19 protein-coding genes are annotated in these 20,640 nt (G+C 41.2%); 11 read left to right on the top strand and 8 right to left on the bottom strand.

All coding sequences use genetic code 11. From position 1 onward, the window contains the following. Positions 1–69 precede the first annotated feature (69 nt). Genes EJ103_RS09065 through serS form a run of 5 tightly spaced genes read left to right on the top strand, consistent with a single transcriptional unit; the run spans position 70 to position 6,247 of the window. Positions 70–2,598 (top strand): DNA translocase FtsK 4TM domain-containing protein, encoded by a 2,529-nt coding sequence (locus EJ103_RS09065; RefSeq protein ID WP_126007251.1) that lies wholly within the window; start codon positions 70–72, stop codon positions 2,596–2,598. Then, a complete protein-coding gene (gene lolA, locus EJ103_RS09060) occupies positions 2,598–3,224 on the top strand; it encodes an outer membrane lipoprotein chaperone LolA (RefSeq protein WP_126007249.1) in 627 nt (208 codons plus the stop codon). Before EJ103_RS09065 ends, lolA begins: the two co-directional genes overlap by 1 nt. After that, positions 3,217–4,560 (top strand): replication-associated recombination protein A, encoded by a 1,344-nt coding sequence (locus tag EJ103_RS09055; protein ID WP_126007246.1) that lies wholly within the window; start codon positions 3,217–3,219, stop codon positions 4,558–4,560. Before lolA ends, EJ103_RS09055 begins: the two co-directional genes overlap by 8 nt. After that, the gene (gene crcB / locus EJ103_RS09050; RefSeq protein WP_004586743.1) at positions 4,553–4,933 is read left to right on the top strand and encodes a fluoride efflux transporter CrcB; all 381 of its coding nucleotides are present in this window, start codon (positions 4,553–4,555) and stop codon (positions 4,931–4,933) included. Before EJ103_RS09055 ends, crcB begins: the two co-directional genes overlap by 8 nt. Positions 4,934–4,942: 9 nt before the next feature. Next, the gene (gene serS / locus EJ103_RS09045; protein WP_055018482.1) at positions 4,943–6,247 is read left to right on the top strand and encodes a serine--tRNA ligase; all 1,305 of its coding nucleotides are present in this window, start codon (positions 4,943–4,945) and stop codon (positions 6,245–6,247) included. Positions 6,248–6,552: 305 nt separating this feature from the next. On the opposite strand, the gene EJ103_RS09040 is transcribed toward serS, so the two are convergent. Both EJ103_RS09040 and EJ103_RS09035 read right to left on the bottom strand, forming a co-directional pair. Beyond that, positions 6,553–7,233 (bottom strand): hypothetical protein, encoded by a 681-nt coding sequence (locus EJ103_RS09040; protein WP_126007244.1) that lies wholly within the window; start codon positions 7,231–7,233, stop codon positions 6,553–6,555. A 347-nt stretch (positions 7,234–7,580) separates the two neighbouring features. Further along, entirely contained in the window at positions 7,581–8,768 is a 1,188-nt protein-coding gene (locus tag EJ103_RS09035) for a PQQ-dependent sugar dehydrogenase (protein ID WP_126007242.1), read from the bottom strand. Between EJ103_RS09035 and EJ103_RS09030 the strand changes: the two genes are divergently transcribed. After that, entirely contained in the window at positions 8,753–9,199 is a 447-nt protein-coding gene (locus EJ103_RS09030) for a hypothetical protein (protein WP_126007240.1), read from the top strand. The two genes, EJ103_RS09035 and EJ103_RS09030, sit on opposite strands and share 16 nt — an antisense overlap. 78 nt (positions 9,200–9,277) lie before the next feature. On the opposite strand, the gene EJ103_RS09025 is transcribed toward EJ103_RS09030, so the two are convergent. Further along, complete coding sequence (locus EJ103_RS09025; RefSeq protein WP_126008747.1) at positions 9,278–10,540, bottom strand: valine--pyruvate transaminase; 1,263 nt, start codon at positions 10,538–10,540, stop codon at positions 9,278–9,280. A gap of 239 nt (positions 10,541–10,779) precedes the next feature. Between EJ103_RS09025 and EJ103_RS09020 the strand changes: the two genes are divergently transcribed. Both EJ103_RS09020 and EJ103_RS09015 read left to right on the top strand, forming a co-directional pair. After that, on the top strand, positions 10,780–11,874 hold the full coding sequence (locus tag EJ103_RS09020; protein ID WP_126007238.1) for an endonuclease/exonuclease/phosphatase family protein: 1,095 nt from the start codon (positions 10,780–10,782) through the stop codon (positions 11,872–11,874). 144 nt (positions 11,875–12,018) lie between these two features. Then, positions 12,019–12,438, top strand: a complete 420-nt coding sequence (locus tag EJ103_RS09015; RefSeq protein WP_029772660.1) for an MAPEG family protein — start codon at positions 12,019–12,021, stop codon at positions 12,436–12,438. 90 nt (positions 12,439–12,528) lie between these two features. Here the strand turns inward: EJ103_RS09015 and EJ103_RS09010 are convergent, their stop codons facing one another. Continuing rightward, on the bottom strand, positions 12,529–14,376 hold the full coding sequence (locus EJ103_RS09010; RefSeq protein WP_126007235.1) for an ABC transporter ATP-binding protein: 1,848 nt from the start codon (positions 14,374–14,376) through the stop codon (positions 12,529–12,531). 90 nt (positions 14,377–14,466) lie between these two features. Further along, on the bottom strand, positions 14,467–15,306 hold the full coding sequence (locus EJ103_RS09005) for a hypothetical protein (RefSeq protein ID WP_126007233.1): 840 nt from the start codon (positions 15,304–15,306) through the stop codon (positions 14,467–14,469). Positions 15,307–15,504: 198 nt separating this feature from the next. Here EJ103_RS09005 and EJ103_RS09000 point away from each other — a divergent pair, with 198 nt between their 5' ends. After that, a complete protein-coding gene (locus EJ103_RS09000) occupies positions 15,505–15,909 on the top strand; it encodes a GFA family protein (RefSeq protein WP_126007231.1) in 405 nt (134 codons plus the stop codon). Between the two features lies 1 nt (position 15,910). On the opposite strand, the gene EJ103_RS08995 is transcribed toward EJ103_RS09000, so the two are convergent. After that, positions 15,911–16,708: a hypothetical protein gene (locus EJ103_RS08995; RefSeq protein ID WP_126007229.1), complete on the bottom strand. Its 798-nt coding sequence runs from the start codon at positions 16,706–16,708 to the stop codon at positions 15,911–15,913. Positions 16,709–16,936: 228 nt separating this feature from the next. Between EJ103_RS08995 and EJ103_RS08990 the strand changes: the two genes are divergently transcribed. Next, positions 16,937–18,340, top strand: coding sequence for a M28 family metallopeptidase (locus EJ103_RS08990; protein WP_126007227.1), 1,404 nt, complete (start codon positions 16,937–16,939; stop codon positions 18,338–18,340). A gap of 143 nt (positions 18,341–18,483) precedes the next feature. Then, the gene (locus tag EJ103_RS08985; protein ID WP_029772653.1) at positions 18,484–18,930 is read left to right on the top strand and encodes a DUF4826 family protein; all 447 of its coding nucleotides are present in this window, start codon (positions 18,484–18,486) and stop codon (positions 18,928–18,930) included. 46 nt (positions 18,931–18,976) lie between these two features. Here EJ103_RS08985 and EJ103_RS08980 read toward each other — a convergent pair whose 3' ends face one another. Together EJ103_RS08980 and EJ103_RS08975 are read right to left on the bottom strand one after the other, a co-directional pair. After that, positions 18,977–19,435 (bottom strand): GNAT family N-acetyltransferase, encoded by a 459-nt coding sequence (locus tag EJ103_RS08980; protein ID WP_121637558.1) that lies wholly within the window; start codon positions 19,433–19,435, stop codon positions 18,977–18,979. Between the two features lie 9 nt (positions 19,436–19,444). After that, on the bottom strand, positions 19,445–20,590 hold the full coding sequence (locus EJ103_RS08975; RefSeq protein ID WP_126007225.1) for a cupin domain-containing protein: 1,146 nt from the start codon (positions 20,588–20,590) through the stop codon (positions 19,445–19,447). Between the last annotated feature and the right edge of the window lie 50 nt (positions 20,591–20,640).

Here is a 20,640-nt window from a genome sequence, read left to right as displayed (position 1 = left end):
TTGCATTTCCTGCTAAGGTATTTGATTGCAAGCAAGTGCCAATAGAACAATAAAGAGGGATAGGAAGTTATGCGCCTAAACGGTGTGCAAAGACTATTAGAAACAGGGCTGATCATCAGTACCTTTGCGGCAATATTCATTTTATGTGCTTTAATCAGCTTTGATCCCGCTGACCCTGCGTGGTCGCAAACGGGTGAATTTAGAAACGTTAAAAATATTACAGGCACTGCCGGTGCTTGGGTAGCCGATATATTATTACTGTCATTTGGTTGGCTTGCTTATTTAGTGCCGGCCGCTATTCAGCTGTTTGGCTATTTATTATTTAAACAACCTCATCGTATTTTACAGCTCGACTACACCACACTTGCCTTGCGTGTTATTGGCTTTGCTTTATTTATTACCTCAGCAACGGCAATCAGCAGCATTAACTTTGATGATATTTATAACTTTTCATCCGGTGGGGTAGTGGGCGATGTGATTGCATCGGCCATGATGCCGGCATTTAACTTTACCGGTACCTCTATACTATTATTGTGCTTCTTTTTTGCTGGGCTTACTTTATTAACCGGTGTGTCGTGGGTTGAATTTGTAGACTACCTCGGCGATTTAGTGGTTAGAGGCTACCGTTACATTGCTAATTACGCCCAAGGTTGGATGCAACGAGAGCGTATTGCGGCAAATCCGGTGCAAGCCGATGCGCAATTTAATGATGACGTTGACGTTTATGAAAAAAGCGATACCACACTCGAGCAATCATCAGAATTTGAACAAGAGCCTGCTAAAAGTAAAAAACCAGCTAAACAAAAAACTATTACTAAAGAGCAACCTACCTTTAGCGAGCCGCAAATTAGTGATGACTACAGCCCATTTGATGAGCTAGACGATATACTCGACCAAGAAATTGGCTTTAGCGCCATAGACGATGAGCCAATGGATACAGCGGCTGCACTTAATGCGCTTGATCAAAGCCAAGTTGTTGAGCCTGAAAAACCGGTTACAACGGTGGTATCGCCAGCAAGGCCTATGCCTAAGCCAAAACCTGCATATCAGCCTCCGCCAACAGCAAAAGAAAAGTTTGAAGAGTTACTTGATAAAGAGCCACCGCCAGGGCCATTACCGTCGCTTGATTTACTCGACAGACCGGATAAAGCAAAGAACCCGATATCGGAAGAAGAGCTTGAAAGTGTATCGCGTCTTGTTGAAACAAAATTACTCGACTTTAACGTACAAGCAAAAGTGGTTGGCGTATACCCAGGCCCAGTTGTAACACGTTTTGAGCTTGATTTAGCACCGGGTATAAAGGTGTCTAAAATTACTGGTTTATCAAAAGATTTAGCCCGTTCGTTATCGGCAATTAGTGTACGTGTGGTTGAGGTGATCCCAGGTAAAACTTACATAGGGATAGAGCTGCCTAACAAATACCGCGAAATTGTACGTTTATCTGAGGTAATTAACGCCCCTAAATTTGAGCAAAATCCATCGCCACTAACCATGGTGTTAGGTAAAGATATTGCAGGGCAACCTGTGTGTGCCGATTTAGGTAAAATGCCCCATTTACTGGTAGCGGGTACCACAGGTTCAGGTAAGTCAGTGGGCGTTAATGTAATGATATTAAGCTTACTGTACAAATCGGGCCCTGATGATGTCCGTATGATCATGATTGACCCGAAAATGCTTGAGCTTTCGGTTTACGAAGGTATTCCGCACCTATTGTGTGAAGTTGTTACCGACATGAAAGAAGCCGCTAACGCGCTGCGTTGGTGTGTAGGCGAAATGGAACGCCGTTATAAATTAATGTCGGCGTTGGGTGTACGTAACTTAAAAGGTTACAACCAAAAAGTACTTGAGGCCAAAGAAGCGGGTTACCCAATTCTTGACCCATTATTTAAAGACACCGACGGCATGAAAGAAGGCCCAGACGAGTTAGATAAACTACCGAGCATAGTGGTAGTAATAGACGAATTTGCCGACATGATGATGATTGTAGGCAAAAAAGTAGAAGAGCTTATTGCCCGTATTGCGCAAAAAGCACGTGCCGCAGGTATACATTTAGTGCTTGCAACACAGCGCCCATCGGTAGATGTAATTACCGGCTTAATTAAAGCCAATATACCTACGCGTATGGCGTTTCAGGTATCAAGTAAAATAGACTCGCGTACCATATTGGATCAACAAGGCGCAGAAAACTTACTCGGTATGGGTGATATGCTTTACTTACCGCCTGGCACAAGCGTACCAGAGCGTGTGCATGGCGCATTTGTAGACGACCATGAAGTACATGCGGTAGTAAACGATTGGAAAGCACGCGGTAAACCTAATTACATTGATGAAATTTTAAATGGTGATGCAACAGAAGATGTTTTATTACCAGGTGAAACCAGTGAAAACGCAGATGAAGAGTCAGACCCTTTATATGACGAAGCCGTTGCGTTTGTAATCGAAACCGGCAAAGTATCGGTATCGTCAGTACAACGTAAATTACGTGTTGGCTATAACCGCGCAGCACGACTAGTAGAACAAATGGAAACATCGGGTATCGTGAGTTCACCAGGCCATAACGGCGCTCGCGATGTATTAGTACCTAATGGAGCAAATTAATGAAAAAGTTAAACAGTTTATTATTAGTGCTTGGCAGTTTAATTGCCACGCCTAGCTTTGCTGATGACAGCCAAGCACTGCAAGACAAACTCGCAACCCTTAAAAGTTTTAAAGCGCAGTTTTCTCAAAACGTAACCGATCCGCAAGGCCAAGCGGTTATGCAAGGCGAGGGCACAATTGCCCTTAAACAACCTATGATGATCCGCTGGCAGCAAACAAACCCAGACGATACCTTATTTGTATCAAATGGTGACAAAACCTATTACTTCGACAGCTTTACTGAGCAAGTAACTATTATGGATACCCATAGCCTTATAGATTCAACACCGTTTGTACTGCTTACTTCAAAAGATCCCGCACAATGGGAAAAATACAGTGTTCAAGCCACAGACTCTGGCTTTAGTGTAACGCCAAATAAAGGCGTAGAAAGCCAAGTAGAGCAACTTGATATTACCTTTGCAGGTAACGAGCAAGGCCTTGCTAAGTTAGTTGTGACGGATAATTCTGGTCAGCTTTCATCGTTTAGTTTTAACAATGCACAAGTAAATACCTCGCTTGATACAAGCACCTTTGAATTTACCCCACCAGAGGGTGTAGAAATAGACGATCAGAGTAACGGTGAATAATTTAGGCTTTAACTTTGGGCCCGATGTACGCCCACTTGCGGCGCGCATGCGCCCAACAACGCTTGACGAATACATAGGTCAGCAGCATTTACTAAGTAGCGACAAGCCCTTGCACCAAGCCATTGTTGCAGGGCGTTGCCACAGCTTAATTTTGTGGGGGCCGCCTGGGGTAGGTAAAACCACCCTTGCGCAAATTATTGCAAACCACGCCGATGCCGAACTTATACAAATGTCGGCTGTGACCGCAGGCGTAAAAGATATTCGCGACAGCGTAACGCAAGCGCACGATAACCTACAAAGCCGCGGGCAACGCACCTTAATGTTTGTGGATGAAGTACACCGTTTTAATAAATCGCAGCAAGATGCATTTTTACCTCACATAGAAGACGGCACTTTTATATTTGTAGGTGCGACAACCGAAAACCCTTCATTTGCACTTAATAATGCGATTTTATCGCGTGCACGCGTGTATGTTTTAAAGTCGCTAGCCGATACCGACCTATACACAGTGATAGAGCGCGCACTTAAGCAAGATGAGCAACTAAACCAAAAAAATATTGTTATTGCCGATAACGCCAAACAGGCGCTTTGCCAAGCAAGCGGCGGCGATGCCCGTAAAGTGTTAAACCTGCTTGAGCAAGCGGTTGATTTAACGAGTGAGCAAAACGGCACATACGACGTAGATGAGCACGTATTAAGCCAAGTACTGCCAACCCATTTAGCTAAATACGATAAAGGCGGCGATGAATTTTACGATTTAATATCGGCTTTTCATAAATCAGTACGAGGCAGCTCACCCGATGGCGCGCTGTATTGGTATTGCCGTATTTTAGCCGGCGGCGGCGACCCACTTTATGTAGCAAGGCGTTTACTTGCCATTGCCACAGAAGACATAGGTAATGCCGACCCACGGGCAATGGAAGTGGCGTTAAACGCATGGGATATATTTCAGCGTGTAGGCCCAAGCGAGGGCGAACGCGCCATTGCTCAAGCCACTTTATATTTAGCCAGCGCACCTAAAAGTAATGCCGTTTATATGGCATTTAACCAAGCAAAGGCTGATGCCAAAAACGAGCCAAGCTACCCAGTGCCAGAGCATTTACGCAATGCACCAACCAACCTAATGAAAGATTTAGGCTATGGTGCCGAGTATCGCTACGCACACAATGAAGAGGGCGCCTTTGCCGCTGGTGAAAAATATTTACCGCCAGAAATTCAAGACAAACACTATTATTTACCGAGCGATCGTGGCCTTGAGCAAAAAATTAAGCAAAAGCTTGATTACTTAAAAGAACGCGACGCGCAAAGCCCGCTTAAACGATACGAAAATGATTAAACTTTATATGATGATCGCCCTTGGTGGCGCCTCAGGGGCCTGTTTACGTTTTTTTATTAGCGAAACCATGCTAAAACTCCTTGGTAGGGGATTCCCTTTTGGCACGTTGACGGTTAATATTCTGGGTTCATTGTTAATGGGCATTTTGTACGGTTTGATAGAGAAAGAAATTATCGCCACAAGCCCCGCTAAAACCCTTATTGGTATTGGCTTTTTAGGTGCGTTAACCACCTTTTCAACATTCTCAATGGACTCGTTGTTGTTATTACAACAAGGTCACTTTATTAAAATGGCCCTCAATATCATCTTAAATGTGATGATCTGTATTTTTATGGCTTGGCTGGGCCTTCAGCTGGTAATGCAAAAAGGTTAAAAAACTAACATGTTAGATTCTAAATATTTACGACAAGACGTTGAGCAAACTGCAGCACGCTTAGCGGCTCGTGGCTACGAGCTTGATGTTGCAAAAGTGACAGAACTTGAAGAACAACGCAAAACATTACAAGTAAAAACGCAAGAGCTTCAAAGTCAACGTAACGCCAGTGCTAAAGCTATTGGCCAAGCAAAAGCAAAAGGCGAAGACGCACAACCACTACTAGACGCAGTGGCAAATTTAGGCAGCGAATTAGACGCAACTAAAAAAGCGCAAGACGAAGTACTCAACGCCATTAACGACATTGCTTTAGCAATTCCAAACTTGCCAGATGAATCAGTACCAGAAGGCGCTGATGAAGACGACAACGTTGAAATACTTACCTGGGGCACGCCTAAAAAGTACGACTTTGAAGTAAAAGATCACGTGGACGTAGGCCAAGACCTAAACGGCCTAGACTTTGAAATGGGCGTTAAAATTAGTGGCGCACGTTTTACAGTAATGCGCGGCCAAGTAGCGCGTATGCACCGTGCACTTACGCAATACATGCTAGATACCCACACAGATAAAAACGGCTATACAGAAATGTATGTACCGTACTTAGTTAATAGCGCAAGCCTTTACGGTACAAGCCAATTACCTAAGTTTGCAGGCGATTTATTCCATACATTAGGCCTAGTAAACGACGACGGTGAACAACAAGCTGGCTTTAGCTTAATCCCAACAGCAGAAGTACCGCTGACTAATAGCGCACGCGACGAAATTTACGAAGAAAGCGATTTACCGATTCGCTTAACTGCGCACACGCCGTGTTTTCGAAGTGAAGCGGGCAGCTACGGTCGCGATACACGCGGCTTAATTCGCCAGCATCAGTTTGATAAAGTTGAACTAGTTCAACTAGTAAAACCAGAAGATTCAATGCAAGCGCTTGAAGAGTTAACAGGTCACGCAGAGCAAATTTTACAAGCGCTAGAACTACCATACCGTAAAGTAATTTTATGTATGGGCGACATGGGCTTTGGCGCAGCTAAAACATACGACTTAGAAGTATGGTTACCGGCGCAAGATACCTACCGCGAAATTTCGTCTTGTTCAAATATGGTCGATTTCCAAGCGCGCCGTATGCAAGCACGTTTTCGCCGTGAAGGTGCTAAAAAGCCAGAGTTACTACATACACTAAATGGCTCAGGTTTAGCCGTTGGCCGTACACTCGTAGCCATACTAGAGAACTACCAACAAGCCGATGGTTCAGTAGTAGTACCAGAAGTATTACGCCCATACATGGGTGGACTTGAAGTGATTGGGAAAGTTTAAGGTTTAGCTATTAGTTTTTAGCTTTAAGTAAAAAAGCCGCTGTTTTAAATGAACAGCGGCTTTTTTATTGAGTAAAAATTAGTATGATTGCTCAAGGTTTCAAATATGAGATGGGTTTCTTCACATATAGGAATAATAAATTTGAATTAATAAAGATTTTAAGAGAGGTAATGTATAACGATTTTGTTTAATTGAAGCGAGTTAAGATTTGTTAATTATAAAATTGAATTCTTAGTAATGATGCAAAAAAGTTTCCAAGAAGAATAGGGCTTAACAAAGCCCCATTTAAATAATTAATACTTTGATTAATTATTAGCTGTTAAAGCTTTTGTATCATCAGCAAAGAGGCCTTTCCACTTACTTGGTATGTAACTATCAATAACCTTTACCTGAGCTTTTAAGTTAGCTATCGAATCTTTTATCTTAACCATAGTAGTAGGTATACTTTGACTTGTATCGCCTGCAATAGAACGAACTAGACTTTGGCTTAGAGCATTAACTGATACGCCGCCAGATTGCTGCTCAAATGTCGTGTATACATCAACTTGAAAGCCTTTTTGATATTGAACTACACATATAAAAAATGTCGTTCTTTCACTCCAGCCACTTGCAGATTTATCGGATTTCATCGTCAACAGAGGATCTTTACACTGAGGGATTTTCATAGTTGCCCCACCGGAAGCTTGTGATAAAGCAGAAAATCCATTTACTAACCCGCCTAGTTGGGTATTTTCAAATGGGCTTACTAGCTCAAATCTTGAAGCATTTTCGGGAATTGATGAAGGTGGGATTCCTCGATTAACTGATAGGCTAGTCATACTACTTTGAGCTGTTTCAATGATAGTATCTAATAGCTCATCTCTTATTGTTGCATCAGCTTTAACGTCTATTACCATATATGCTTGTTCGGTTGTTCTTGTAGGTGTTGTAGCAGCGCAACCAGCTAAAGCTAAAATGCTCAAAGCTAAAAATATTTGATTTCTCATAAAAACTTTCCTTTTTATTTTATTGTATTCTTAAGTGATATCCTTAAGAAGGGCGATACTTTACAATAAGTTAAAGGTAAATCAACATATTACTATTAGATCTGATTTGTTTGCTATAAAAGTGGTCAGATGAGTCGTAATTTAATCAGTTTTTACTCTTTATGCATGTTACTTTACTTAAATTGAAAGCAGTTGGATGTATCAAGCTTATTGGGTGAATTAAGTAAGTATTTAAACGATAAGAGTCAATTCTAGACTTCGTACATCAGAACTTAAATTAAAGAAATCCGTTTATTTAAGCCGCTATCATTCTCTAAAAGCGAAGCGCATCTAATCCCCTTTGTGAACTACTCTGGCTTTACCAACATCAGCTCAGCATATTTCCCATCCATTAATATTGCTACATTACCCGCAGTGGTTACATACACACCCCTTAATCGTCCTGTTGCTTCTGGAAGTATGTGTGACTGGGTAAACTTTCCATTAGCTAAATTAACGCTGTAGAGTTTTTTATCAACAAGCGTGGTGATGAGCACATGTTTTTGAAGTGAAGGGAAAGCTGCATGTTTAGAGCCGTAATATGCCATGCCTGACGGGGCAATTGATGGCGTCCAATCTACGCTTGGCTTTTGCATGCCGGGGTAATCTCTAAAAGGAGAAATACGTGCTTGTGAATAATCGTCACCGTAGGTGATCACCGGCCAGCCGTAGTTGGTAGCTGGCGTTAAGTAATTTAGCTCATCGCCACCGGCGGGGCCGTGCTCGTGGCTAACAATTTGCTCGGTATCGTAATCATACACTAAGCCCTGTGGGTTTCGGTGACCGAGCGAGTAAACAGCGTGTGCATTGGGGTTTTTGTGATTAATAAATGGGTTATCTTTTGGAATAGTGCCATCTAGGTTTATACGTAATAGTTTGCCAAGTTGGCTGGTTATTACTTGTGCTTGCTCTCTAAAATCAAAGCCATCACCAGTTGAAAACAGTAGAGTGTTATCGGGTAAAAAGAGGGCGCGACCAGCGTAGTGTTGTGGGGTATTTTTATCAGTCACTACTGTGTAAATAATAACAGGCGTTGAAAAGCCGGTGCCATTAAAGGTAGCTTTTGCAATTACCAGGCGATTAGCCTCAGCTGTGCCTTGTGCGTAGGTAAAAATGAGTTCTTTGCTGGTGTTAAAATTAGGCGAGAGCACTATATCGAGTAAGCCGCCTTGGCCTGCAACGTATAAACCTTCAAGGTTTAAATTTACTCTAGTTTGCTGATTGTTTTTTACAATAACAACGTGGCCGTCGCGCTCTGTAATTAGCCATGTATCATTTGGCAGTTTAACCATGCTCCACGGCGAATTTAATTGTGCTGCGAGTGTGTGGGTGCTGTATTGCTCTTTAGGTAATTCAGCAGCACTGGCTGCAGAAGCAAATAGCCCTACAAACAGCCATAGCGCTAATTGAGAGAGTCGTTGTTTACATTGCAAGCCTTTGCTACTGTAAGAAAAAAGCTTTATTTTAAGTTGAGATAACCATGCCATTTTTAACACGTTTACTCCCTATATTTTTAGTTTCTTGGTTATTTACCTTTACGCTTGCTAGCTTGTTTCATAGCCAATACGTTGTCAATCAATTAGTTGATGTGGGCGTTGTGGTCAGCTTAAGCGACCGTATTAATTTAACGCTAGATGATTGGTTAGGGCTATTACCTACCTATGGCGCCATTATTGCCATTGCTTTGGCTATCGCTTTTTTTGCTGTTGTGTTACTTGTTAAAAAGTTTGAAAAATACAGCATGGTGTTATTTGTAGGATCGGGTATCACTGCTTTTGCCTTGGTGCTAGCGGCCATTGAGTCGATTATGAATATTCATATTATAGCGGGCGCACGTGGATGGGGATTTTATTTGCAATTACTAGCAGGTGCTTTTGGTGGCTTGTTGTTTGCCTTGTTAACCAAGGCGTTAGCCCTTAAACAGTAGGTTAAATAAAAAAATCAGTGGCTAATGCTAAGCGTTAACCACCTCGTTAAAGTACGATGTATAACGTTAATTAAAGCGCTACATAATAAGCGCCTTAATAGCCTCTAAGCCTTTTCTGAGTGTGGCTTCATCGTTGGCGTAGTTAATGCGTACGCACTGGTGTTTGTGCTCCCAGCTATCTTCAATGCCAATAAAAAAGTTATGCCCAGGAATTATATATACATCTTGCTCTTTGAGTTTTTGATAAAGCATTTCGCTGGTTATTTTTGAGTCTTTAAACCATAGCCACATAAAAAACGCGCCTTCGAGTTTATGTAAATAGACAGGCAAGTCTTCAAAAATTTCATCAAACAGGTTTATGGCTATCTCTGCTTTATTTTTATAAAAAGGCAATACAGTATTTTTACACAAAGGCAGTAATTCGCCTTCGTTAATTAAGCGGGTTACTAAGCTTGGGCCAATAGCGTTAGGCGATAACACCATAGAGCCGTTAACACGGCCAATGGCTTTAATTATTTCATTATTGGCAACCACAATACCAGTGCGCAGGCCTGGCAAGCCCAGTTTTGAAAGCGACATACACAATATAATGTTTGAGTTCCACGTAAGGTTTGCTTCGGTGTAAATACAACCTGGGAAAGGGTCGCCGTAGGCGTTATCAATAATTAGGGGAATATTGTACTTGTGTGCAAGGGCATCTAGATGGCGTACTTCCTCATCGGTAATGACATTACCAGTTGGGTTGGTAGGGCGCGATACGCACAGTGCACTAATACTGGTATCGTTGGTTAATACGTTTTCTACCGCGTCAAAATCAATGACATATTTAAAGTGCTTAGAGCCATTGAAGGTATTTAAAATTTCGATGTCGGGCTTTATTGCCACAAACATATCATCAGATAAACCTTGGTCGGCGTAACCTACGTATTCAGGCGCAAGCGGAAACAATATACGCTTATTAGTGCCATCGCTCATTTTGCCCGCAAGCATATTAAACAATACAAAAAAGTTAGCTTGGCTGCCGTTACCCAGTGCTATGTTTTGTGGTGTTAAGCCCCAGTCAAACTCGCTATTGAGCTGTTTAGCAAGGGCCGCTCTAAATTCGTCATTGCCAGTTGGCCCGTCGTACAAACCAAATACTTGCGATACTTTATTACTGGCTACTAGCTTTTGTAATTCATCTAAAAATACGGCATTAACCTGTGGTACGTGTGCGGGGTTACCGCCACCTAGCATAACAATATTTGGATTATTGCTTGCGTTAGCGCTGCCTAAATCTTCCATAAGCTGCGTTATTCCGTTGGGTTGTGTAAATTTAGTACCAAAATTTGAGTAGTTCATAATACCTATGTGTGCGCTAATAACGAGGAGGGCAGTATAGCGTAAATAAAGGGCTTTATTTGCATGTTGAGAATAATTCACGGTTTAGAACTTTAAACCCTTTAGGGTATAATTAATGCACTTTTATTCGCTAGGCTATTGTTATCAGTAATTTTGAATCGACTTTACATCACACTACGCTTGAGGCTGAATCTGCCGCTGATTTAAACGAGCCTGTAGTAAAAAACACGCAATTTAAAATAGCCACGTTTAATTTATTTAACTACCTTGAGCCGCCTAATGCGTATTACGATTTTGAAAAAATTTATACCGCAGAGCAATGGGCACGCAAAAAGCGTTGGATTGTAGATTATTTAAATGAGTACGCGCCTGATGTAGTAGGTTTTCAAGAAGTATTTAGTATTGAATCGCTAAAAGCGTTAATGGCGCAGCAAGGCTATACATATTTTGCTGTGGTTGATACGCCAGAGGTGATTGATGATTTTATTTTTAAGCGCCCGGTCGTGGCAATAGCGTCTAAATTTGAGATTGTTGATGTTGCTGCGGTTAAGCACAATACGGAGCTTGTTGAAATGCTTGGCCTTAATAGTAATTTTACGTTTAGCCGTAAGGTGTTAAGAGCCACCATTAGATTACCCCATGTAGGTAATACCGACTGTTATGTGGTTCATTTTAAGTCAAAACGAGCCATGATTGAGAGTGATGAAAGTACTACTAGCTCAGCCAAAACCGAGCCACCCTCAAGCGAAAAAAACATAATAGACACTCTTAAAGCAAATGTGGCCGGCTCGTGGGGCTCAACCATTCAGCGCGGCAGTGAAGCCACTTTACTAATGATAGAAATGATTGCCCGACGCGAAGCTACACAACAGCCTATGGTGTTAATGGGCGATTTTAATAACGACCTAGCTGATGGGGTGTTGAGCCATTTACTAACGAATACATTGCGATTTGCCCCAGCGTTTGATGTTAAAACATACCTTGCTAAATATTGTTTAAATGACGCGTGGCAGTTATTTAAAACACTAAAAATGAGCCAATTTACGGCGCACAACACCCTGCAAAACGCTGGCAGCCATGCAGATGCTCAACAAAGTAATGCCCCCGCTGCGCCGCTATTAAATCGAAGCCCTACCCATTACTATGGAACGAGTAGTACGGTACTTGATTATATTTTACTCTCGTGTGAATTTGACCCAAGTTACGATGATAGCTTTTATGAAGTGAGTGATTATCATACTTACGACAGGCATTTAATAAACCCAGAATACGAACGAGACGATTTAACAACCGATCACGCAGTGGTATCAATTACGCTAACGTTAAGGAGTTAATACGTGGGTAACATTTATAAATAGGTTTGCAGCTTTTACATTATTATTGAACCTATAAATTATAAGTTACTAATTATAATAAACTTATTTTAGGCTTAAAACTTGCTGTAAGTACTAAGTTAAAACAATTTTAAGGACATAAAAATGACTGAAGTTGCGCTTTCTGCCTATATGGCATTTTACGTTTACTTAATAATGTTAGTGGTACAGTGGTCGGTAGCTACCTTTAGCAAAGCTAAACAGCCTAATGCTGTACCGGGTAAAATTAGCGATGATTTATCGCACGACAGTTTTATATTTAGAGCCCATCGTACTTTTCATAACACACTAGAAAACAGCGCGTTATTTATTGGTACTGTGTTGTTTGCATTTGTTATAAATTACCAAAGCCCTATATTTGCCATGTGTGTTTGGGTGTATGTAATAGCGCGATTAATTCATATGGCGCTGTATTACGTTATAGCCACAGAGAAAAACCCAAGCCCACGCACGTACTTCTTTTTAATCAGTTTTATAGCCAATATTGTTATGCTAATTTTAATTGGCTTAAGATTAATGGCTTAATATCACGTGATTAAAGGCTATTTAGCCATTAGTATAAAAAAAGCGAAAGGGCTGTAATTAGCCCTTTTGCTTTTTAGTTTTTAGCTGAGATTAATTTACACCAATAAACCCACCGGTTTGATGGGCCCAAAGCCCAGCATAAATACCATTTTGCGCAATGAGCGCTTCGTGGCTGCCTTGCTCTACAACGCGTCCTTCATCAAGTACAATAAGTCTGTCCATTTGCGCAATGGTCGATAGCCTGTGAGCAATAGCAATCACAGTTTTATCTGTCATTAAATCATCTAGGCTTGCTTGTATTGCGGCTTCTACTTCTGAGTCGAGCGCGCTGGTGGCTTCATCGAGTATTAAAATAGGTGCATTTTTCAGTAATACCCGCGCTATAGCGATACGCTGGCGTTGCCCACCGGAGAGGGTTACACCGCGCTCGCCTACTTGAGCATCAAACCCTTTATTGCCTTTGCTATCTTCTAAATCGCTTATAAACTCGAGTGCTTTAGCTTGCTTGGCAGCGCTGAGCATTTCGGCTTCTGAGGCATCGGGTCGGCCGTATAAAATATTATCTTTTACAGAGCGGTGAAGCAGGGAGGTGTCTTGCGTAACCATGGCTATATAGCGGCGAAGGCTTTCTTGGCTTACATCGGTAATGTTTTGGCCATCAATTTTAATTGTCCCAGAATCGGTATCGTAAAAGCGCAGGAGTAAATTAACTAATGTTGATTTACCAGCGCCAGAGCGACCCACTAAGCCAATTTTTTCACCGGGTTTGATATGTAGGTTTAGGCCGTTCATTACCGGGCCGCGATTAGTTTCGTTAGCGGCTTTGCCGTAGTTAAAGTGAACATTTGAAAACGCTATATCGCCCTTAGAAACGTTAAGCGTTTTTGCATCGGGTTTGTCATCTACTTTAATGGGCGTAGATAAGGTTTTCATGCCATCGGTGGCGGTACCAATGTTTTCAAACAAGCTGCTTATTTCCCACATGATCCACTGCGCCATGCCATTTAATCTAAGCGATAAACTAACAGCAACAGCAATGGCACCTGCGCTAATTGCACTTAGCGACCATAAATAAAGGGATAGTGCGGCCACACTAAATACTAATAAGTAATTTAGGCTATTTATGGCAAAGTTAAGGCTGGTTACTAAACGCATTTGCTTATAAACAGGCTGTAAAAATACATCCATACTTTGTTTAGCGTATTGCTCTTCACGTTGTGTGTACGAAAAAAGCTTAATGGTTGATATATTTGTATAGCTATCGACTATACGGCCGGTCATTTCAGAGCGCGCATCGGCCTGCGAGCTGGCAATTTTTTTAAGTTTTGGCACAAAGTACATTTGAATGGCGGCATAAATAATTACCCAGACTAAAAGCGGTAGCATTAAACGCCAGTCAGCTTCAGCAACTAAAAACACCATAGCGCCAAAATAAACCACAATATACATTAGTACATCGAGCAGTTTCATTACGGCTTCTCGTACGGCCAATGATGTTTGCATTACTTTTGTGGCAATACGCCCTGCAAACTCGTTTTGATAAAAGCTAACACTTTGGCGTAATAAGTATCTATGCGCCGACCAACGAATCGACATAGGGTAATTACCCAGTAATGCTTGGTGCAAAATAGCCGAGTGAAAAAACACCACTATAGGCAATATCACTAAAAGCACTACCGCCATTTTTATAAGTTCGGCTTTTTGCTCTTCAAATAGGGTTTGCGGTGTGTAGGTGCTCAACCAATCAACCAATTGGCCCATATAGCTAAATAACGATACTTCTAAAATGGCAAGCAGGGCAGCACTAACAGACATTAAAACTAACGACAGCTCCATACCTTTAGTGTAATGACGACAAAACGCAAATAAGGTAGAGGGCGGCTGCGTTGGCTTTTGCTCAGGAAATGCGTTGGTCATTTTTTCGAATAATCGATACATTTTATAAACTTAAATGACAAAAATAGAAAAGGATCATACCATTTAAGTGGCGCGCTGTAGATCTTTAGCGACTAATTTACACTGCTACTTTTATCGAATAGGGTTTGTGAGGTTTACGCCTTTAATCATGTAAATGTCGTCATAGCGTAAACCGCCATTTCCGTAGGGCTTTTTATGTGGGCCCGTATTACAGTTAGCTAAAAAATAGCTAAGTGGGCGTTCGCGTTTCATTCTAAAGGTGGCATTTTTATACACTAAGGTTTGGTTTTTAAATTCGCCGCCTTGTACATATACACTGTATTGCTGGCCTTGCATTTTTACCGATGCATTATTAACAACGTACCAAATGTTGTACCAACTGTTTGTATCAAGTGGTTTAGCCGATTGCGCTTGTGCATAGTTTTGGATATTACTATAGCCTTTATCAGTTTTGACCATTAGCGCCCCGGTATTGACTAAGCCGTTTGATTCGGTTTTATCGGTTACTCGTAGAGTGGCTTCAAAGGCGTCGTAGCCGTGAACGTTTATTTGCTCTGGCTCTAAGTTACTTAATCCAAAAGCATGGTTATTTGGAAAAGAGGCGACGTTAATACGGGTAAAAAAAGTGTAGGTTTCGCCAACGGGCACTGTTTTTGGAAGCTTTTTATAGCTGAGGGCTTTGCGGTTGCCGACAATACCCTTTTCGGCAGGCTTTTTAATTAAAAAGTGGTTAATACCTTTGGCTGTGTCCTCAACTTCTATTTTAGTTACTTGTGGGTTAGCGACATAAGGTTGAGTTTGGTTGTCTGTGTCAGCCTTTGTCCAGCCTTTTAGCGGTTGTTCAAAGTTATCTACTAATAGCCACTTTGCAGAGGGGGCATTTTGATTGTTTTGGCTACAGGCTAATAATCCTGAGCAGGCCACTAACAGTAAGCTGTATTTAACGCGCATAATCCCTCTTTTACTAATGTAAGTATATAAATTGGTAAACCAATGTGTGGAATTTAATTTTTAAAACCAAAAATCCATATAACCAATTTAGCGTAAATTAGTCAACCAATATTGTATTTTATCTATTTTACTGACGTTAATATTTTAAACGCGTAAAATACCTAACTACACGCAATTAAAAATAATAAAAGGGATTATATGTATACTGGAACGTGCCTATGTAAAGCGGTAAGCATTGAAATTAAAGGGGCTATTTCTCAAATTATTCATTGTCACTGCTCACTATGCAGAAAAAACAGCGGGACTGCTTTTGCGACTAATGGCTTTGTAAATACCCACGAATTTACACTTACCAAAGGTGAAGATAATTTAACTGAATTTAATTTCAAACCTGGGCGTGCGCGCTTTTTTTGTAAAACATGTGGCTCACCTATTTACAGTGCTAATGCAGAGGATAAATCTCGCTTGCGAATACGCCTAGGGTTGATAGATGACGATATTACTGAACAGGTAATATCGCATAATTTTGTTACCTCTAAAGCCAATTGGGAGCAATTAGAAACCCATTTGCCGTGCTATGAAAAACACGAACCAGGTCGCTAAATTACTCTATGTGGTAAATGCTGTTTATGTCGCTGTGAAGGCTGGGCGCCCACGTTTTAAATAATGGCGAATGGGCTATTTCTTCTTTATTAATGTGCACTAAGCTTTGCTGAGAAAGCATCACGACAATATTTTTGTATTCGTTAAACTCTATAAGGGCAATACAGCTAAAGTGTTGCCTAAACAAGACGAGTAAAGCTTGGAGCTCTTTCCCTGTTTTAGGGTTTAAATTTATAATAATTTGCGCATTTAGCCCGCTGCAGCGACGTATGTTTTGCCAAAATACGCTGTTAGATAAAAAGTCTTGATGTACATCGCCACTAAAAATATCAATTGTAATGACATTGTATGTGCGCGTGCACGTTGCAACAAACAGCTCTGCATTTTGTAAGTGCACCATATGATTAGCGGGCAAGTTAAAATGGTGCTTAGCAACGCTTATCATCGCGGGGTTTATTTCTACACTGTCAAACACAGCTAAGTTATTTATATAAGCCGTTTTGTTATGTAAATAATGAATGGCTCGTTCAATGCCCGCAGTACCTAAACCTAAATTTAAAACCCGTAGTGGCTCAGCTGCTTTGAGTAAAAATAACAGCATACATTGATTAACCGCAATCAGTAATTGTTCATTCTCATTAAGGCTCATCACCCCTTGAATAGTGATATCGCTTTGCGCATTTTGGGCAAGTGTTAACCAGCGATAGGACGTATTTTGATAAACACAAATAGGCCCATATTGGTTGTTACTAGTGGCTATTAAATTGGCAGAGACAGTGTCGGCTTTAAGCTGGCGCATAGGTTACAAATACAAATAAAACACCCCATTAGTTTGCCACGAAAACACGCTATGTATATAGCGTATTTATGTAACAAGGTTTGTAATGCGCTCGGTTTCTTAAAAGAGGGGAGTACTTAAGTGTGGTTAATTTTTACAGTTGAGCTTACTTGTATAAAGCTTTAACTCAAAATAGTTGCACTATATAGGTTGTTGAGTAATGGTAAGGTAAAAAATAAGGAGCTTATAATGCGCAAAACCCCTTTTTCTATTACCACTAAACTTATTAAATTGAGTACGTTAGCCTTTGCTTGTACGGCAGGCTTATCAGCACAGGCTCATGCCAGCATAAAATATGAAGAACAACAAAAGCTACATGATATTGCAGCGCAGGTATCAGCTAAACGTATCGAGAGCGACATACAAACGCTGGTGGATTTTGGTACCCGCCATACGCTTTCTGAAACTAAGTCAGATACACGGGGCATAGGTGCTGCACGGCGCTGGATCAAAAAAGAGTTTGAAAAAATATCAGCGCAATGTGGTGGTTGCCTAGAAGTTATTGAAGTTAAAGACACTATATCAGGTGAAAAACGAATTCCTAATCCTGTTGAAGTGGTGAATATAGTGGCCATTCAGCGTGGTAGTACTGAGCCAAACCGAATGGTTATTATGTCGGGCGATATTGATTCGCGGGTGAGCGATGTAATGGACTTTACCAGTGATTCAACGGGTGCTAATGATAACGCTTCAGGCGTGGCAGGGGTTATTGAAGCTGCACGTGTACTAAGCAAGCATAAATTTAATGGCTCAGTTGTGTATGCAGCGTTGTCTGGCGAAGAGCAAGGTTTATTTGGCGGTAAAATACTCACAGCGTATGCGCAAGAGCACAATTGGCAAGTACATGGCGTTTTAAATAACGACATGATTGGCAATATTACCGGTATTAATGGCGTTACCGACAATACAACGGCGCGTATTTTCTCAGAAGGCACGCGTGTAGTAGAAACGAAACAACAAGCAAGAACGCGCCGTTTTACAGGTGGTGAAGTCGATTCGGCGAGTCGTAATTTAGCGCGCTATATAGATACAATTGCCGATAGGTACATTCCAAATTTAGATACAATGTTAGTTTACAGGTTAGATAGATTTGGCCGGGGCGGGCACCATAGACCGTTTAACGATGCGGGTTTTGCAGCAGTCAGAATTATGGAAACTAATGAGCATTACGACCGACAACATCAAGATTTACGTACAGAAAATGGGGTGGTTTATGGCGATACCATAGATGGCGTTGATTTTGACTACACAGCAAAGCTTACGTCACTGAACGCAGTAACAATGGCTTCAATGGCTTGGGCGCCAGCTCCCCCTAAACAGGTAAAAATTGAAGGCGCGGTTAAGGCCGACACTACGCTTTCGTGGCAAAGTTCAGATGATGATAATATTGCCGGTTATCGTATTTATTGGCGCTATACCAGTGAGCCGCAATGGCAATTTAGCCAAGATGTGGGCAATGTAAGTAAAGCTACACTTAAAAACGTTGTTATAGATAATTACTATTTCGGTGTTGCAGCGATAAGCAAAGACGGGATTGAATCGCCAGTGGTGTTCCCAGGTGATGTAGGCTCGTTTGATCACAATATAAAATAACAGCGATTTACTATTGCTTAAGTGCAATTGTGATTAAAAACAAATCAAATGGTGTATTTAAGGTGCAAAGCAGGTGTTTTATGCTTGCACCTTATTTGTTATGCACTTAGAGTGTAGAAAAAAAAGCAGTAAAGGTTAATAAAATGCAGCAAGAAGAAAAAAAACCATTAACAGCGCAAGAGCAAGCACAAATAGAGCAACAACGGGTTGCTTGGCAACGCGAGTGTTTTCAAAACGCCCAAAAATATTTAGCAGAAAAAGGCATTATGCCTAAATCAGTAATAGACAAAGACAGCCGCTTTTTAGCGCCATTGTGTGCTATGTGGAAATTTAAAGCGCAAAATGGCAAGAGCTACTGGGTAATAACAGGGCGCTTACCTACTGATCATGCAGAAGTAAGTGCAGCAAAAGATGCGCGCGATGCTATGCGTTATTTTTCATTACAATGGCAGTTAAAAGCAGATCAAATAATGAGTGTTGGCGCACGCGATAAAACCCAAGTCGACTTTGCTAACTTACTTATAAACCGTGCTCACGGCTTATACGAAATGCATGAAAACGAGCAACTTTGGGCTAATGAACCAAAATAAGGTATCGCTTGTATAAACGTAAAAAAGGGCTATTAACGGCCCTTTTTTAATGTACTAATGTAAATGGTTTAGTGACAAACTCAGACACTTGGCATTGCATTCGCTGCCTAGGTATACCTGCTTCCATAAAAACACCGCCTTGTTGTATAAAGCCGTTTCGTTTAAAGCGTTCAACTTCGTTTAAAATACAATTAATACTAATAACTTGGTGCCCATCGTTAGCGGCAAGATTAACAATAAAAGTAAGTAATGAAGTATAAACGTGGCGATTACGGTGTGCGGGTAAAACGGCTATTCGGCCTATTAAGCCATCTGTACACAGCCTACCTGTGGCTACGGGTGCGTTACTGTTGTGAGTAACTAGCACATGGTGTGCTAGTTTGTCTTGGCTATCAAATTCTACTCGTTTGGGTATGTGTAGCTCATACACAAATACTTTTTCACGTATTTGTTGTAGCTGGTCTTTTTGCCTATCCCACTCGACCTTATTAATTTGATAGCCCATAGCGCACCTCTAATTAAACCACATCCCCTCATTAACTAGTGTAGTAAAGGTTTGAATAAAAACTAGGCTGGGCTGCGCTGCGTTTAAATCGTCGGTATTAACATAATCATGATCTGTTAATAGTTTAACGGCATTTAAGTCGCAAAGTGGTAACGGGTAGTTTTCGCCATTAATACTTAATAATAGGGTGTCTTCTAGCTGCTGATAGATAGCACGTACGCCGCCTAAACGCTCAAATTCTTCTGCATTGTTTGCTATAAAATCACTAATTTGCTCGCAGGTTATTAGCTCTTCAAGCGGTGCTAAGTCCATTTCGTGCTTGGCTTGGCTTAAGGTATTACCAAGCCAATGCTTAAATAGCTCATCGTTATTAAGTAGCGCTTGCATAAGGGTTTTAACTTTATCGGTTTCGCTCTGTAAAAGCTCACCTTTAGAGTCCCTAAGGGCTAAAGTGTGATCGGTATAGCGTTTTTGGCCGCTGTCGGTATCAATAACATGATCGGCAAAACTAGAAAATAAGTCTTGTTGATTAGGCGCTCTAAATCCAACCGAGTAGTTAAGGGCGTTTTCTATTGCATAGCCTTCGTGAGGGCACCCAGGTGGTATGTATAAAATATCGCCGGGCTCTAAAATACAATCTATAACGGCTTCAAATTGCTCAACTTGCAGTAGTTTTTTATTTTGCGCAAATTGTTTAAGTGTGGGATCAGGCAGGCCAACACGCCAATGACGCTTACCCTGGCCTTGAATAATAAATACATCGTACTGATCTAGGTGCGGACCTACGCCACCTTTAGGGGTTGAGTAGCTGATCATTAAATCATCTATTCGCCAGTTAGGTATAAACCTAAAAGGGTGAAGCAGTTGTGCTGCATCGCTATGCCAATGATCAACCGCTTGTACCAATAAAGTAGCGTGTTGCTCAGTTAATTTTTCAAAGTCTTCAAATGGGCCTTGGTATGCTTGCCAATCGTTATTGTGGTTAGTAACAATTCGCGACTCTATACTTTCTTCCATAGCAAGACCGGCAAGCTCTTCTGCCTCTATTGGGTCTTGAAAGTCTGTAAAGCCTTGTTTAATTAATAGCGGTTTTTTTTGCCAGTATTGGTTTAAAAATTCTTGCTCACAGAGGTTGTTTATTTTTAATTGGTACATAGAGTTGGCCTATAATTTTTAGTACAAAAAAAGCGAAAGGGATTATCCTT

It is taken from the genome of Pseudoalteromonas sp. Xi13, assembly GCF_003952205.1.
GTDB classification, from domain to species: Bacteria; Pseudomonadota; Gammaproteobacteria; order Enterobacterales; family Alteromonadaceae; genus Pseudoalteromonas; species Pseudoalteromonas atlantica.
Note: the sequence above shows the minus strand (reverse complement) of the source record. Positions and strands in the feature narration are given on the sequence as shown.